Annotated in this window: 15 protein-coding genes and 1 tRNA gene; 9 read left to right on the forward strand and 7 right to left on the reverse strand. The window is 32.6% G+C overall.

What is annotated here, in order from left to right; all coding sequences use genetic code 11:
- Positions 1-84: 84 nt before the first annotated feature.
- From BXU10_RS04840 to BXU10_RS04855, 4 genes are all read right to left on the reverse strand, one after another.
- Entirely contained in the window at positions 85-1,935 is a 1,851-nt protein-coding gene (locus BXU10_RS04840; RefSeq protein WP_078226352.1) for an endonuclease, read from the reverse strand.
- Between the two features lie 131 nt (positions 1,936-2,066).
- A complete protein-coding gene (locus BXU10_RS04845; RefSeq protein ID WP_078226353.1) occupies positions 2,067-3,926 on the reverse strand; it encodes an endonuclease in 1,860 nt (619 codons plus the stop codon).
- A gap of 181 nt (positions 3,927-4,107) precedes the next feature.
- Positions 4,108-4,692, reverse strand: a complete 585-nt coding sequence (locus BXU10_RS04850; protein ID WP_031457187.1) for a hypothetical protein — start codon at positions 4,690-4,692, stop codon at positions 4,108-4,110.
- A 10-nt stretch (positions 4,693-4,702) separates the two neighbouring features.
- The gene (locus tag BXU10_RS04855) at positions 4,703-6,214 is read right to left on the reverse strand and encodes a hypothetical protein (protein WP_078226354.1); all 1,512 of its coding nucleotides are present in this window, start codon (positions 6,212-6,214) and stop codon (positions 4,703-4,705) included.
- Between the two features lie 126 nt (positions 6,215-6,340).
- Between BXU10_RS04855 and BXU10_RS04860 the strand changes: the two genes are divergently transcribed.
- From BXU10_RS04860 to BXU10_RS04875, 4 genes are all read left to right on the forward strand, one after another.
- Positions 6,341-6,769: a PaaI family thioesterase gene (locus BXU10_RS04860; protein ID WP_078226355.1), complete on the forward strand. Its 429-nt coding sequence runs from the start codon at positions 6,341-6,343 to the stop codon at positions 6,767-6,769.
- A 5-nt stretch (positions 6,770-6,774) separates the two neighbouring features.
- Positions 6,775-7,857: a chorismate-binding protein gene (locus BXU10_RS04865; RefSeq protein ID WP_078226356.1), complete on the forward strand. Its 1,083-nt coding sequence runs from the start codon at positions 6,775-6,777 to the stop codon at positions 7,855-7,857.
- A 280-nt stretch (positions 7,858-8,137) separates the two neighbouring features.
- Complete coding sequence (gene bshB1, locus BXU10_RS04870; protein WP_078226357.1) at positions 8,138-8,854, forward strand: bacillithiol biosynthesis deacetylase BshB1; 717 nt, start codon at positions 8,138-8,140, stop codon at positions 8,852-8,854.
- Positions 8,855-8,941: 87 nt separating this feature from the next.
- Positions 8,942-9,015, forward strand: a tRNA-His gene (locus tag BXU10_RS04875).
- 184 nt (positions 9,016-9,199) lie between these two features.
- On the opposite strand, the gene BXU10_RS04880 is transcribed toward BXU10_RS04875, so the two are convergent.
- Both BXU10_RS04880 and mnmD read right to left on the reverse strand, forming a co-directional pair.
- Positions 9,200-9,397, reverse strand: coding sequence for a hypothetical protein (locus tag BXU10_RS04880; RefSeq protein ID WP_031457182.1), 198 nt, complete (start codon positions 9,395-9,397; stop codon positions 9,200-9,202).
- A gap of 172 nt (positions 9,398-9,569) precedes the next feature.
- Positions 9,570-10,229: a tRNA (5-methylaminomethyl-2-thiouridine)(34)-methyltransferase MnmD gene (mnmD, locus tag BXU10_RS04885; RefSeq protein WP_078226358.1), complete on the reverse strand. Its 660-nt coding sequence runs from the start codon at positions 10,227-10,229 to the stop codon at positions 9,570-9,572.
- Positions 10,230-10,536: 307 nt separating this feature from the next.
- Between mnmD and BXU10_RS04890 the strand changes: the two genes are divergently transcribed.
- The 3 genes from BXU10_RS04890 to BXU10_RS04900 all read left to right on the forward strand — a co-directional run bounded on the left by BXU10_RS04890 (position 10,537) and on the right by BXU10_RS04900 (position 12,694).
- Entirely contained in the window at positions 10,537-11,607 is a 1,071-nt protein-coding gene (locus BXU10_RS04890) for a branched-chain amino acid aminotransferase (protein ID WP_078226359.1), read from the forward strand.
- Positions 11,608-11,807: 200 nt separating this feature from the next.
- Positions 11,808-12,269 carry a Crp/Fnr family transcriptional regulator gene (locus tag BXU10_RS04895; protein ID WP_255405995.1) on the forward strand — a complete coding sequence of 154 codons (462 nt, stop codon included), beginning with the start codon at positions 11,808-11,810 and terminating at the stop codon, positions 12,267-12,269.
- A gap of 71 nt (positions 12,270-12,340) precedes the next feature.
- Positions 12,341-12,694: a DUF4406 domain-containing protein gene (locus BXU10_RS04900; RefSeq protein WP_031457178.1), complete on the forward strand. Its 354-nt coding sequence runs from the start codon at positions 12,341-12,343 to the stop codon at positions 12,692-12,694.
- A 63-nt stretch (positions 12,695-12,757) separates the two neighbouring features.
- Here BXU10_RS04900 and BXU10_RS04905 read toward each other — a convergent pair whose 3' ends face one another.
- Entirely contained in the window at positions 12,758-13,138 is a 381-nt protein-coding gene (locus BXU10_RS04905) for a nucleoside triphosphate pyrophosphohydrolase family protein (protein WP_078226360.1), read from the reverse strand.
- Positions 13,139-13,218: 80 nt separating this feature from the next.
- On the opposite strand from BXU10_RS04905, the gene BXU10_RS25160 reads away from it, so the two are divergent.
- Both BXU10_RS25160 and BXU10_RS04915 read left to right on the forward strand, forming a co-directional pair.
- Positions 13,219-13,407 carry a hypothetical protein gene (locus BXU10_RS25160; RefSeq protein WP_031457176.1) on the forward strand — a complete coding sequence of 63 codons (189 nt, stop codon included), beginning with the start codon at positions 13,219-13,221 and terminating at the stop codon, positions 13,405-13,407.
- Between the two features lie 171 nt (positions 13,408-13,578).
- Positions 13,579-14,715 (forward strand): SRPBCC family protein, encoded by a 1,137-nt coding sequence (locus BXU10_RS04915; RefSeq protein WP_078226361.1) that lies wholly within the window; start codon positions 13,579-13,581, stop codon positions 14,713-14,715.
- The last annotated feature ends 1 nt before the right edge of the window (position 14,716 follow it).

Here is a 14,716-nt window from a genome sequence, read left to right on the forward strand (position 1 = left end):
TTTGAGGTGCAAATTTAGTCAATTCAACTCAAAAAAAAAAGCGACAATTTTGTCGCTTTTTAATTCTGTATCACGTGATTTTTATTAATTGATTATTAATTTTTTAGCCAGTGTTTTTGAGTCTTTTGTAATTTTTATAATATAAGTCCCTTTTGAAAAACTTTGAACTTCAACTATTTTAGTGTTAGTATTTTGTCTTTCAAAAACCTTTTGACCTAATAAAGAATAAATAGCTATTGAAAAAGATTCATCACTACTATCTTTAAAGTTAATTGTGAATTGGTGTGTTACCGGATTTGGATAAATTGAAAATTCAGCGGCATTAAATTCTTCATTTGACAATGTTACCGCATGACTTCCAAGTCCGGAACAAGTGTCTTTAGTATAGACATCCCATTCTCCACTTTTGTTGAAAATAGTATTTGGTCCTGTTACAGTCGGTTTTCTTCTTAATGTTTCATCTATCGCAAAGTTTGGAGATCCTCCGTTAAAAGTTCCGATAATGTCAATCAGGACATTATTTTTAAATAATCCTATTGGGTCATTACCATTGTATTGAAGATCAGTGCTGTTGCTTGATAGGTTAGCATCAGCTATATTATAACAGCTTGTCGCTGCTAGATTATAAGCAATTACATAAGAAGCACCATCATTAATTGTTCCGGTTAGGGCTAATCCGGATCCCCATGCTCCGGCACCATTTGATTGTTTTTTAATTGAATAATCTGATAAATTTATTGCAGAGCCGGTGAAATTCGATATTTCTAATATTTTGTTATTGCTGCTGCCTTCTATATATTCTGAAAAGAAAATTTCAGAGCCTGTATTTCCTCCTCCGGTTGAGGCTGCTGTAACTCCGTTCACAGTTGAACTTGGAACTGATGTGTTATTAGAAGCATCTCTGGCAACTACATAAAAATTATAAGAGGTAGAAGGGGTAAGTCCCGTAATTGTCGCACTCAGTCCGGTTTCGTTTTGTTTAAAAACCGAATTAACATATACAGCATATCCAGTAACAGCTACGTTATCTGTCGCAGCCGACCATGTTAAATTAATTGAATTAGAAGTGCTGGATGCTACAGCTAAATTAGTCGGTGCAGTTGGAACAGTTGTATCATCTGCTTCTGTAGTCCAGACAGCAGCAACATATTCGGGATGATCAATATAAGGATTACGATTGTTCTGGCGTGCATAGATAGCATTATTACGCGCTATTTCGCGTGCGCTTACCGGATCCTGATTGTGCCAGGCAAGAAGCTGACTTAAAAATGCAGGAGTAAAAACTTTGTTCGAACTACCATTAAACATAGGATATGAATAACCTGCAACAGTATTTTCGTAACGTGTTGCAAAATAAAAATACATTCTGGCAATGTCACCTTTAAATTCATCTATTGGTTCAAAAACGAGTCCCGAATAACCTGCAGTTGTACTTGCTCCTAATTTGCTTCCGTTTAAACTTGTTTCAGTTGGTGTTGCTACAACCGAATGCGGATAATTAGATCGCACTCCATTTACTTTTCCATCAGTTGGAGTTATAAAATGAGCATCTGAAACCATCGGTGCTTTTTCGTCAAATACAGATTGCGGAATAATGTGTTCTCTGTTGTAGCAGTCTCCTTCATTTGTATATCCGGCTGATCCGCATCTTTGTGTGGCACCTGCACTGTAAGTATAAGGATCATTTCCGTTAGGATTTTCAGAATACATATCTAGTATTGATCCGTCATTTTCATAAAAATTATCAATATCAGATGTCTGATAAGTAACATATAAGCCTGAATAACCGTTATCTGTGTGGTCTTTAATGATATTGTACAATTGGGTTTTTAGGGTGTAACCTGTTCCTGTAGCTGTAGAATAATAATTGGCTGGTGCCTGGGCTGAACAAAAAACAGCATAAAGCGTAAAGAACAGAATGTAAAATTTCCTCATAAAATATTGGTTTGTTTACTGTAATAAAATGTATACTAGGATTCAAAATTAGTCTACCAAATCTACATATAAGTTATGAAAACTTTAATAAAAATATTTTTTGTTATATTTTTTTTGAAATTAAGATCTAATTATTTGATTATGATCTTTTTATTAATTGTTTTTGATTCTTTTGTAATTTTTATAATATAAGTTCCTTTCGAAAGATGATCTATTGAAATTACAGCATCTGTTAAGTCGGATTTTTCAAATACTTTTAAACCAGTGATAGAAAGAATCTCTACTGAATAGGTAGCAGCAGAATTATCTAAAACAATGTTGAAATTTCCGTTAGAAGGGTTTGGGTAAATTATAATGTTATCTGAATCTGAAACAATTTCTTCTTCTTCAATTGCAGTTGGCTTTGCTTTTTTACTGGCTAAGTTATTACATGTATCTGATGAAAATGAATCCCATTGTGAACTCAAATTAAAAGTAGTGCTTGGAGAAGTTACAGTCGATTTTCTTCTTAAAGTTACATCTATAGCAAAATTGGCTGTTCCTCCGCTAAAAGTTCCGATGATGTCAATTAAAGTACCATTTTTGAATAAACCAACAGCATCATTTCCATTAAAAGTCAATTCAGTAGCTGTTGTTGAAATATTAGCCGAGCTGACAGAAAAACAACTTGAAGAAATAGAACTGTTTACAATTACAAATTTGCTTCCGGTTGCTAAAGTTCCGCTTAAAGCTAAGCCAGTACTCCAGGAACCTGCACCATTCGTTTGTTTTTTGATAGTATAAGCAGATAAGCTTACGGAACTTCCTGTATTGTTGGCAATTTCTAAAGCTTTGTTATTTCCGGAACCTTCAATGTATTCAGAGAAAAGCAAATCTGTTGCTGTTCCGCCAGTGCCGCTGCTGTTTGTTGTAACGGCAATCGTACTACTTGATGCAGAAGCATTTCCTGCAGAATCTTTTGCTTTTATATAAATAGAATAACTTGTAGAAGCTGTTAAACCAGTAATTGTAGCTGTTGTTCCAGAAACCGTGGTTTTTAAAATGCTGTTTGCATAAACATCATAACCTGTAACGGCAACATTATCTGTAGAGGCATTCCACGAAAGTGAAATAGTAGTCGAAGTTTTTGAAGTCGAAGCCAAACTCGCCGGGGCAGTTGGTGCCTGAGTGTCTCCGGAAGGAGCAGTTCCTCCCCAAATTTGGTTTACATATTCCGGATGGTCGATAAATGGGTTTCTGTTGTTCTGACGTGCATAAATAGCATTGTTTCTGGCAATTTCTCTTGCGCTCACAGGATCCTGCGTGTGCCAGGCTAAAAGAACATTTAAAAAAGCAGTTGTAAATACTTTATTGCTTGAACCGTCAAACATTGGAAAGGAATAACCTGTGACTGTGTTTTCATATCGTGTCGCAAAATAAAAATACATTCTGGCAATATCGCCTTTAAAAGCGTTTACGGGTTCAAAAACAGTTCCTGAATAACCGGATACAGAACTTGATCCTAATTTGCTTCCGTTTTGAGAGGTATAAGTAGCTGAATTTACAGTTCCGTGTGGATAATTAGAACGAATCCCGTTTACTTTTCCGTCAGTTGGTGTAATAAAATGCGCATCGGCAACCATTGGTGATGCTTCATTAAAAACCGATTGCGGAATAATATGCTCTCTGTTGTAACAATCACCTTCAACAGAATAACTGCCACATCGTTGTGTTGTTCCGGTAGTGTAATTGTAAGGATCTGTGCCTGATGGATTTTCAGAATACATATCTAAAATTGTTCCGTCGTTTTCGTAAAAATTATCGACGTCAGAAGTTAAATAAGTCGTATAAAGTCCAGCATAACCATTGTTGGTATGACCTTTAATAATGTTGTACAATTGTGTTTTCAAAGTATATCCGGTTCCCGTTGCAGTGTTGTAATAACCTGAAGGGATTTGAGCAAAACCGAATGTAACGCATAGTAATAATGAAAAGGAGTAGAGTTTTTTCATAAAAAAAAGTTTAAGGTTAATTTGGGTAATGATTAAAATTAATTCTTTAATATATTGGTTGTTAAAGTTTTAATTTGCCAAATTTACTATTTTTATGAATACACAGTGTTAAGCGATGTTTAATTTTGGGTATATTTTCTTACGATCATTTTTTTAGCTGTAAAAAATGAAGGTGTGAGGTTTACTTTTTTGCTGAAATCTTTTTTATGGCTTTCTGGTATTCTTTTTCAAAATTCTTTCCGTGATCATCAACTATTGTGATGCCATAATCGTAAATGCGGTTCTTTTTTATTTTGTAAAAGGAAACCCAATCTTGACCAGATGTAGCATAACTTTCTACAATATTATATTTTACATTGTATGTCGGGTTTTTGATTTCTTCAAAACCAATGATTTTTATAAAATCGCTTGTTTTAGAATTGTAGAGATACAAATTATAGGTCCAATTGCTTCTTACATCAGAAATATTCTGAATCAAAATATCTTTTATTCCGTCATAATTGAAATCTTGGAATTCGATTTTTTGAGCACTGCTAAAAATCGAATCTTTTACTAAAACAGAAGATTTATTATTTATCTTTTGGCTGATAATTAAAATTGAGTTTTTTTCATCGTTGTAGCCATCTGTTTCGGTGTCAAAATTCTTTAGTTTTATTGTAATTCCTTTGTTTTTATAAATAGAATCACATTTAATTGTTTTTGTATTCTGAGCAAATGCATTAATAAAAAATACATTGAAAATGATTAGTGCAAAAGTTAATTTCATAAATCTCAAACTACTTCGGAAAATCTTTATTTTGATAAGCACCTAAATCCGGCGGTGAAGTTCTTGTGTTTCCAATAATATCCAACGGAATGCTATATGCCTGATTCCCTTTCGCGAAAGCAGCAGAAGTTTTGTCAATGTTAAGTTTATTCAGGTTGACATTAAAAAACTTCGGGTTTTCGTTTAAAATAATAGCGTTATAATGTGCTGTATCTGTGCCGAATTGATAGTCGGGATTTGATGTGCTGCCGAATTTCAGTAAACAATTATTTAACTGGTAAACAAAAGCACTATTACTATTTTTGTCTAAATTGAATTCGTTGGTATTCGAACCATAAATGATGCAATTATTAAAAGTAGCCTGAGTTAGCGGATTTGTTTCGGGTGTTGCTCCCGCCAGTTTGTTGCTCAAATTAACTGCAAATTGTTGTCCGCCCGACCAAGTGTTGTTAAATGTACAATGCGTAAATTTATAATCACCTCCGTAAACGCATGATAAAGCTGCTAAACCGGCATAATTGATAACGATATTTTCTCCGTTAATTTTAGCATTTTGGGCCAGAATTCCATAATTGGAACAATTGTAAATTTGTGTGTTCGTAATTTGAAAAGCGGTAGGATCCTGATTTCTTATATCCAGACCAATTTTGGCATTCTTTAAAGTGAGATGATTGATAACATGATTTGTACTTTCATTAGCGAAAATAATCGAATTCCATTGCCCGGGAATGTCAGAGAATTCAGGCTCTAACCGATCTCCTTCAAAAATCACTTCATTTTCCAGTTTAGAGGTTGATGAAATGTTTCCGTTGATTTGCAGGGAAGCATTTTTGTCAACAAAAAGACCTGAATTGGCATGAAAATGAATTCTTGCCCCAGCTTCAAAAGTTACCGTTTTGTTTTCTGGAACTCCTGCATATCCGTAAATCACGTAAGGTTTTTGTTTGGTAAAAAGTAATTCGTTTCCGTTTGTTTCATCATTTTCGTCAAGAAAAAATCCATCAACATCTTTGCCGTCAATTTGAATTTTTTCTTTAGTTCCATCTGGATTTTGCTTTGGATATAAAAAAACAGCGTCCTGAATTAGGGTTACCAAAGCTACTTTTTGAAGGTTTGAGCCACTGTCAAACTGGATTTCATCGGTATATAAAAAGTCAGTTGGATTAGCATCGGTAATGTCTGCAGTAGTTTCAACAAAAATATATAAGCTGTCTTTTGCCAATAGGGTGATGTTGTTGAATATTTTACCATTATTTCCGTTCATCCCGTCAACAGTCATTCTGTATTTTGAACTTAATCCGTTTTTAAGTTGAATTACTGGAATATTGATATCTTCTTTACTTCGATTGTATACTTTTAGGTTATAAGTGCTTGAACCAATATTTTTAAAAACAGTATCTAAATAAACGGTGTCTTTTGAAAATTTTAAATCTCCGGTACTGGCAACGGTATCAAAATCAGTTCGGCATGAACTGGCAGCTAAAAGTATTCCGAAAATGAAGAGAACAAAATAATGACGCATTTGAATTGTTTTTTGTAAAAATAACAAAAATCTTATAGGTTGAAAGCGGATTTTAAATTTTAGAATTGCTTTTTCTGATTTGTATCTTTTCTTTTCTTTAATTTTACGATTTTAAAGCTGATTTTAATGAATTATACAAAAGAACAAATTATAGCGTATTGCAATGAGTTTTCGAAAAACACATTAATGGAAACGCTAAAAATAGAATATATAGATGCCGGAGAAGATTTTTTAGTTGCCAAAATGCCCGTAAATCCTTCAGTTCATCAGCCAATGGGGCTTTTGCATGGAGGTGCTTCGGTAGCTCTGGCAGAAAGTGTAGGCAGTGCAGCATCACATTTTTTTATCAACGCAAAAGAACAGGAAGTACGTGGAATAGAAATTTCGGCAAATCACTTAAAAAGTATCCGTGAGGGAGTTGTTTTTGGTACAGCCCGCATTATTCATAAAGGAAGAAGTCTTCATCTTTGGGAAATTAAAATTACCGATGAAGCCGGAAACCTGATTTCGCTTTGCAAACTGACGAATATGGTTTTGGATAAAAAGAAAGCATAATAGTAATGAATACGAATATTTTTTTTTCCAAAATAAAACATCATCACAATCAAAATTTACCTTTTGTACTTTATTCAAAACCCAATAGCTCAAATCTTATTGGAATTTTACAGCAAAATGATATTTTGTATAAAGTTTCGGATTATAGCGATAAAGGATTTGTTTTTGCTTCTTTTGATGAAAAACAACTGATTTTAATTCCGGAAAATGAATCGGAAATTATTAGTATTGATAAAGAAATAACGGCATTTGAATCGATTGAAGCTGATGATCTGAATTTGAATCATGAAGCGAAAAAACAATATCAGGATTTAGTTTCAAAAGGAATTGAAGCCATTAAAAATGATGAATTTAAAAAAGTAGTTTTATCCAGAAGTGAAACTGTAGAGGTAACTGAATTGGATTTTGTAGCAACGTTCCAGCATTTGGTTCAGTTATACCCGACTACTTTTTGCTATTGTTTTTTTCATCCGAAAATTGGATTCTGGATGGGAGCAACGCCCGAACAATTGCTAAAAGCGAACGGAAATATTTTTGAAACAACAGCTTTGGCCGGGACTCAAAAAGCAAATTCTGAAACTGAAATTCGTTGGGAGCAAAAAGAAAAAGAGGAACAACAATATGTAACTGATTTTATTATAAAGCGATTGAGGGAAGTTGCAAATTCAGTGATGGTTACAGAACCTTATAGTATTAAAGCGGGATCAATCTGGCATATTAAAACGGATATTTCCGGAGTTTTAAATAAAAAATCAACTTTAGAAGAAGTAATCGATACACTTCATCCAACTCCGGCAGTTTGTGGTTTGCCAAAGAAAAAAGCCAAAGCATTTATTTTGGAAAATGAAAATTATGACAGAACTTTTTATACAGGCTTTCTAGGAGAATTAAATAGCAGTTTTACAGGAAATGATATAAGTTCTGATTTATTTGTAAATCTACGAAGCATGCAAATTCAGAAAAACAAAGCCGTTTTGTACATGGGCTGTGGAATTACAAAAGAAAGTATTCCAGAAAAGGAGTGGGAGGAAAGTGTCAACAAATCGATGACAATGAAAAGGGTTTTAAGAATAAAGAATAAAGAATAAAGAATAAAGAATAAAGAATAAAGAATAAAGAATAAAGAATAAAGAATTAAGAATAAAGAATAAAGAATAAAGAATAAAGAATAAAGAATAAAGAATTAAGAATAAAGAATAAAGAATAAAGAATAAAGAATAAAGAATTAAGAATTAAGAATTAAGAATTAAGAATTAAGAATTAAGAATTTTGTTAGAATCAATTGTGGTTTTCAAAATTGAGATTGAATTGATTTTTGAAATTCTTATTGCCATTGCCATTGAATTTTTCCATTGAATTTGATAAATTATGAAATTAGATATATTAGCCTTTGGTGCACATCCGGACGATGTAGAATTGGGTTGTGCCGGAACAATCTTAAAAGAAGTGTCGCTTGGTAAAAAAGTAGGTATTGTTGATTTGACACGTGGAGAATTAGGAACGCGTGGAACAGCAGAAACAAGAGATCAGGAAGCAAAAGATGCCGCAAAAATTTTAGGAGTGGTTGTACGTGAAAATTTAGCTATGCGTGATGCTTTTTTTGCTAATGATGAAAAACATCAATTAGAGGTCATAAAAATGATTCGGAAATATAAGCCTGAAATCGTTTTGTGTAATGCTATTGATGATCGCCACATTGATCACGGAAAAGGAAGTAAATTGGTGTCAGACGCTTGTTTTTTATCGGGCCTGGTAAAAATTGAAACTTTACTGGATGGAGAAAAACAGGAAGCCTGGAGACCTAAAGTAGTGTATCATTATATACAATGGAAAAATCTGGTACCTGATTTTGTTGTAGATATTACTGGTTTTGAAGAAAAGAAAATAGAGGCAATTCTGGCTTACAAAACGCAATTTTATGATCCAGATTCTAAAGAACCTGCTACGCCAATCACAAGCAAAAATTTTCTGGAAAGCCTAAATTACAGAGCACAGGACCTGGGAAGGCTGGTTGGTAAAGATTTTGCAGAAGGTTTTACTGTAGAAAGGTGTTTGGCTGTCAATAGCTTAGGAGATTTGATATAAAAAAGATAGATTTTTTTTAATTTTTTCTTTGTAGAAGTAAACCTTTGTCATATATTTGCAACCGCTAAGCGAAAGCTTAAGTAAATGGTGGTTGTAGCTCAGTTGGTTAGAGTAGCGGTTTGTGGTGCCGCGGGTCGCCGGTTCGAACCCGGTCAGCCACCCAGAAATTTAAAGCCTTGAAGTAATTCAAGGCTTTTTTTGTGAACTTAAATTTACAGATAGTTGCTGATTTTTATTTTAAGAAAACAACCTCTCTCTCAAAATATATTGAGATTAGTTTAAAGATGAAGCCAAAACAGTACTGCAAAAAAAAAAGACTGTCATTTTTAGACAGTCTCTCATTTTTTATACTTTAACTAATAGTAAACATTCTTTTAATTCTGGTTTTTCGACGATGAAGTTTAATAACCATTCTTGCAATTGTTCCATTTCGTAAGGTAACAGTGTTTTGATAGCTTTTTCTAATTCTTTACAAAAAAGTACCGGGTCGAAACTTACTCTCTCGAGTATGGATTTCGTGTAATCAAACATCATTTTTGACATAATAAAATAAGATTTTGGGGGGTTATCTCTATTTTTGAACTCGAACCAAATTTAATCAAATATCGCATATAAAATAGCTTTTTAACTTATTTTTTTTAAAATATTGGTAACGAATACGTTTTCTTAATATATATAAATCAATATAGATTTATTCTAAATAATGTTGTGTGAATTATTTTACAGCTCTGAACATTTCTCTTTTTCCAGGTGGGCCAGCTAATTTTTCAACGGTAAATCCAACTTCAATCATACTCCTTTTAACGACTCCTCTGGCGGCATAAGTTACTAAAACACCATTTGGTTTTAAGCTATTGTACATTTTCTGAAAAATTTCGGTACTCCAAAGCTCAGGTTGTACTCTGTATCCAAAGGCATCAAAGTAAATCAAATCAAAAATTTCAAAATCATCTATTTCATCAAAAAATTGTTTTCTTTTGGTTAATGAATAATTAGGACTAATTTCATTTTTTTGATTCCAATCGCATTCGTGCATTTTCTTGAAAATTTCTTCAAATTGATTCGCTTCAAGCTCAGATACATAATTCATAGATAAAACTTCGTCGGCATTGACAGGATAAGCTTCTACACCTGTATAATCAATGATTTGATTTTTTTGATTTGCTTCCAAAAAAGTTATAAAAGCATTTAGTCCAGTTCCAAAACCAATTTCGAGAATATTCACGGGTTTATCTTCAAAAAGTGAAAGCCCATTTTTTATGAATACATGTTTTGCTTCCTGAATTGCGCCGTGTTTTGAATGATAACATTCATCCCATTCTTTTAAATGAATTGTAGTTGAGCCATCTAGCGTTTTTATAATTTCTCTTTCCATTAATTTTGAACTTTACAATGCGATTTAGATACTTTCTAATATTTAGAATAAGTCAAATTTAATCAAAACAAATGCGTAAAGCCTTAAAAAATCAAGGTTTTTTCATAAAATCCATATAAAAAACAGTTAAAATTTTAAGTTTATTGTAAGATAAATAAATCGCAGTTAAATGAGGTAATTAATGGTTTTTTGGCAAGTAATTTATATATTTTTACTTAATTTTGCATTCAATAAATTCTATTTTATATCAAATTATCACTTTAAGATTCTTCTTTTGTGATGAAAATTACGTAAAACTTACATTATTATGAGTACATCTCAAACAAGCAAAATTGAAATCAGAAAAGCCACTTCTTCTAAAATTAGCAGTGTAGACTTTGAAAACTTAAGCTTTGGTGCTGTATTTACAGACCATTTATTCGAATGTGATTTTAAAAATGGAGAGTGGCAAACACCGGTCATTAAGCCTTATGCTCCAATTTTAATGGATCCGTCTTCTAAAGTCTTTCATTATGGTCAGGCAATTTTTGAAGGAATGAAAGCTTACAAGGATGATAATAATGATGTTTGGTTGTTCAGACCGGATGAAAACTACAAGCGTTTTAATAACTCTGCAGTTCGTATGGCAATGCCGGAAGTCCCTGAATCAGTTTTTATGGATGGTTTGAATGAATTATTAAAAATTGATAAAGACTGGATTCAAAGAGGAAACGGAAGCAGTATGTATATTCGTCCGTTTATGATTGCTACAGGTCCCGGAGTTGTTGCAAATCCTTCAGATGAATATAAATTCATGATTTTACTTTCTCCTGCACAATCGTATTATGCTGGTGAAGTAAAAGTTATTATTGCCGAGCATTACAGTAGAGCTGCTAATGGTGGAATTGGAGCTGCAAAAGCGGCAGGAAATTATGCTGCACAGTTTTACCCAACAAACCTGGCTAATAAAGAAGGTTTCCAGCAGGTAATCTGGACTGATGATGCAACGCATACTAAACTCGAAGAAGCCGGAACAATGAACGTTTTCTTTAGAATCAATGATACTTTATTGACAGCTCCAACTAGTGAAAGAATTTTAGATGGTATCACTAGAAAAAGTTTAATTGCCATGGCTGAAAAAGAAGGTCTGAATGTAGAAGTTCGTCCTGTTATTGTTTCAGAATTGGTAGAAGCTGCTAAAAATGGATCTTTAAAAGAAATTTTTGGAGCAGGAACAGCAGCCGTTGTAAGTGTTATCAAAGGATTTTCTTATCAGGATGTTTATTATGAAATGGCTCCAATTGAGAATTCATATGCTTCTCTGCTAAAAGAAAAACTAACAAATCTTCAGAACAAACTTGCTGAAGATACTTTTGGATGGACTGTAAAAGTTCAATAATCAAAAGATTTATATAAAAACAAACCCGATGACTTAACAGTTGTCGGGTTTTCTATTTTATATTTTTTTTAACAATATTTAGATTATGGAGGATCTGGTTTTAAAAAATATAGCCAAACACATTTCGCTTGACGAAAATGAAACAGCTTATTTTCTTTCGATTTTAAAAGAAAGGAAGTATCCAAAAAAAAACTATTATTTTGAAAGAAGGAGATATTTGTAAAACAATAAATTTTGTACAATCAGGAACTTTAAGAGCATTTTACAGAGATCAGCAAGGAAAAGAATCAACTATCATGTTTGCTGTTTCTGACTGGTGGATTACAGACATGGCTTGTTTCATAAACCAACAACCTGCAATATTGAATATTGAAACAATTGAAGAGAGCTATATGTTACATTTGCAAAAAGATGATTTAGATGACTTGTATCTTAAAATTCCAAAATTTGAGCGGTTTTTCAGGATTATTATGCAAAATGCTTACATAAGAGAACAGTTAAGGGTTATTCAAAATCTTTCTCTCACGGCAGAACAACGGTATTATATTTTTTTAGAAAAATATCCGCAAGTGGTAAAACAAGTTACACAAAAACAAATAGCATCATACTTGGGAATTACGCCTGAGTTTTTAAGTATGATTAAAGCAAATAAAAAGAAATAGGGTTTTCTTAAACTACATTATTTTTTTGCTGTAATATGTTCACGTGCTTTGTGAAAAAAAATATAGAAAATATGTTAATACTTATCGCTGGCCCTTATCGTGGCGGGACAAATGACGATCCCAAATTGATTCAACAAAATTTAGAAAAATTAGAAGCTGTAGCCCTTCCGTTATTCAGAATGGGGCATTTGCCTGTAATTGGCGAATGGTTAGCTTTGCCGCTACTTCATTTAGCCGGATCTAAAGCAATTGGTGACAGCGTCTGGGACGAAATCCAATATCCTGTTGCACATCGGCTTCTTGAAAAATGCGACGCTGTTCTTCGTCTTGAAGGAGAATCAAAAGGGGCAGATAACGATGTAAGAATTGCTAAAGAAAAAGGATTGAAGATTTATTATCGTCTGGAGGATGTTCCTGAAGTATAATAATTAGATTTTAAAATTAGAAAATCCCTAGTAAGTTTTAAAAACGTATTAGGGATTAATATTTTAAAGTAATTTTGAAAAGTCTGGTTTAAAATAATTGGGACCTTTCATAACTTTTCCGTCTTCGCGATAAATAGGCTTTCCGTCCGTGCCTAATTTACTCATATTGCTGCGCTGAATTTCATCAAAAACGGCTTCAATTTTGTCTTGTAAGCCATGTTCGATAATTGTTCCGCATAATATATACATCATATCTCCAAGGGCGTCAGCGATTTCAATTAAATCGTTATTTTGTACCGCCTCAAGATATTCTTCATTTTCTTCTTTCATTAAATTATAGCGAAGGTGTTTTTTTGTTTCGCCTAAATCTGCAATGGGAGTTTCACTATGACCTATTTTAAAAGCAGTGTGGAATTCTTTTACAGCATCTATTTGTTTCTTCATTTTTTTATTGATTAAATGGACTGCCAAATTAGCAACTATTCGTATACAATTCTCTAAATTTGTCAAAAATAATTTCAATTATGTTTAGTCAGGGACAATTAATATTCGCAGTCTGTTTTTTTATCACATTTGTTATCGTAATGATTTTCGCTTACCGAAAAGATCTTGCTTTACACAAGATATTTTATAAGGGAAATTATAAAGTATTAATTGGTTTTCTGCTTTTTATTCTGATTCTGTTTTTAATCAAATTCTTTTTTAAGAGATAAATTTGAAAACTATTTCTATATTTAAAAACCTGAAGTATACTTTAAATATTTTAAAATCGTTTTGTTATATGTGTTTTTGAAGAAAATATAATTAAGAAAACTGTTTTTATTTTTTGTAATTCGTAACACTATTAATAAATTTATAACTTTACGACACCAAACAACCTACACATGAAAATCCTAAAATATCTGTTTCTTTTACTGTTATTAAGTTTTGTTGCTTTAAGTGTTTTTGTGGCTACTCAAAAAGGCATTTTTAGTGTTGAGCGAAGCAAAGTTATTAATTCGCCAAGAGCAACTGTATATAATTATGTAAATGATTTTAGAAATTTTGAAGATTTTGAATCTTGGGCAATTGAAGATCCAACAATAAAAATGTCTTTTCCGGGAAAGACAACAGGAAATGGAGCTTTATTTTCATGGGAAGGCAGTGAAGCACAAGGTAGCGGTATAACGCTACAGGCTAAAGATGGAGAAAGTATTCATCAAAAAATAAATTTTGACGGGACAGATGCTGATGTTTATTGGGTTTTTAAAGACACTCTTAACGGAAAAACAAAAGTTACCTGGAAAGCTAAAGGAGAAATGAGCTTTCTTTTTAAAATTTATACTGTTTTGAATGGTGGTTCTGATAAAGTAATAGGGACAATGTATGAAAAAACCCTTGTCAATATTGATAAGAATCTGGATTACGAAACTAAAACGTATGCTATAAAAGTAAATGGGGTTGTTAAAAAAACAGAGAGTTTTTATATTAAGCAGACTTTTACAAGTGAGATTCAAAAAGTAAATAAAAATGCCAGAATTGTTATCCCGAAACTGATAGAGTTTAGTAAAACTAATAATTTATATACAAACGGAAAGCCTTTTATTATTTATCATACTTATGATACAAATACCAATTTGGCAAAAATTTCGATTTGTTTGCCAATAAACAAAGAAATTTTCACAAGTGCAGGAAGTGATATCTTATCTGGTAAATTGAACAGTTTTGTGGCTGTGAAAACTACTTTAAAAGGAGATTACTCTCATGCAAATGAAGCTATTGCCAAAACAACAGCTTTTATTAATAAGGAAAAAATAACTCCTGATTTAAGCTGGTCACATCTTGAAATCTTAACAGCAGGGAAATTGGATGTTAAAAGTTCATCAAGATTAGTAACAGAAATTTACTACCCAGTTATTCCTAAGGTCATTCCGGCTGCTGTAACTCCGGTATACAAACCTGCTGCGTCTGAACCGGTTGCTAAAAAACCTGCCGAAACGCCTCCTGCTAAAACAACTCCGGAAGAAGAATCTGAATTTTAAA

This window comes from Flavobacterium sp. LM4, assembly GCF_002017935.1.
Classification (GTDB): domain Bacteria; phylum Bacteroidota; class Bacteroidia; order Flavobacteriales; family Flavobacteriaceae; genus Flavobacterium; species Flavobacterium chungangense.

Excerpts from the sequence above, each read along its gene's own strand:
- BXU10_RS04850 (WP_031457187.1), bottom strand. The coding sequence starts at position 4,692 with ATGAAATTAACTTTTGCACTAATCATTTTCAATGTATTTTTTATTAAT.
- BXU10_RS25160 (WP_031457176.1), top strand. The coding sequence starts at position 13,219 with ATGTTTAGTCAGGGACAATTAATATTCGCAGTCTGTTTTTTTATCACA.
- BXU10_RS04915 (WP_078226361.1), top strand. The coding sequence starts at position 13,579 with ATGAAAATCCTAAAATATCTGTTTCTTTTACTGTTATTAAGTTTTGTT.
- BXU10_RS04890 (WP_078226359.1), top strand. The coding sequence starts at position 10,537 with ATGAGTACATCTCAAACAAGCAAAATTGAAATCAGAAAAGCCACTTCT.
- BXU10_RS04855 (WP_078226354.1), bottom strand. The coding sequence starts at position 6,214 with ATGCGTCATTATTTTGTTCTCTTCATTTTCGGAATACTTTTAGCTGCC.
- BXU10_RS04865 (WP_078226356.1), top strand. The coding sequence starts at position 6,775 with ATGAATACGAATATTTTTTTTTCCAAAATAAAACATCATCACAATCAA.
- BXU10_RS04905 (WP_078226360.1), bottom strand. The coding sequence starts at position 13,138 with ATGAAGAAACAAATAGATGCTGTAAAAGAATTCCACACTGCTTTTAAA.
- BXU10_RS04845 (WP_078226353.1), bottom strand. The coding sequence starts at position 3,926 with ATGAAAAAACTCTACTCCTTTTCATTATTACTATGCGTTACATTCGGT.
- BXU10_RS04900 (WP_031457178.1), top strand. The coding sequence starts at position 12,341 with ATGTTAATACTTATCGCTGGCCCTTATCGTGGCGGGACAAATGACGAT.
- BXU10_RS04860 (WP_078226355.1), top strand. The coding sequence starts at position 6,341 with ATGAATTATACAAAAGAACAAATTATAGCGTATTGCAATGAGTTTTCG.
- mnmD (WP_078226358.1), bottom strand. The coding sequence starts at position 10,229 with ATGGAAAGAGAAATTATAAAAACGCTAGATGGCTCAACTACAATTCAT.
- BXU10_RS04840 (WP_078226352.1), bottom strand. The coding sequence starts at position 1,935 with ATGAGGAAATTTTACATTCTGTTCTTTACGCTTTATGCTGTTTTTTGT.
- BXU10_RS04880 (WP_031457182.1), bottom strand. The coding sequence starts at position 9,397 with ATGTCAAAAATGATGTTTGATTACACGAAATCCATACTCGAGAGAGTA.
- bshB1 (WP_078226357.1), top strand. The coding sequence starts at position 8,138 with ATGAAATTAGATATATTAGCCTTTGGTGCACATCCGGACGATGTAGAA.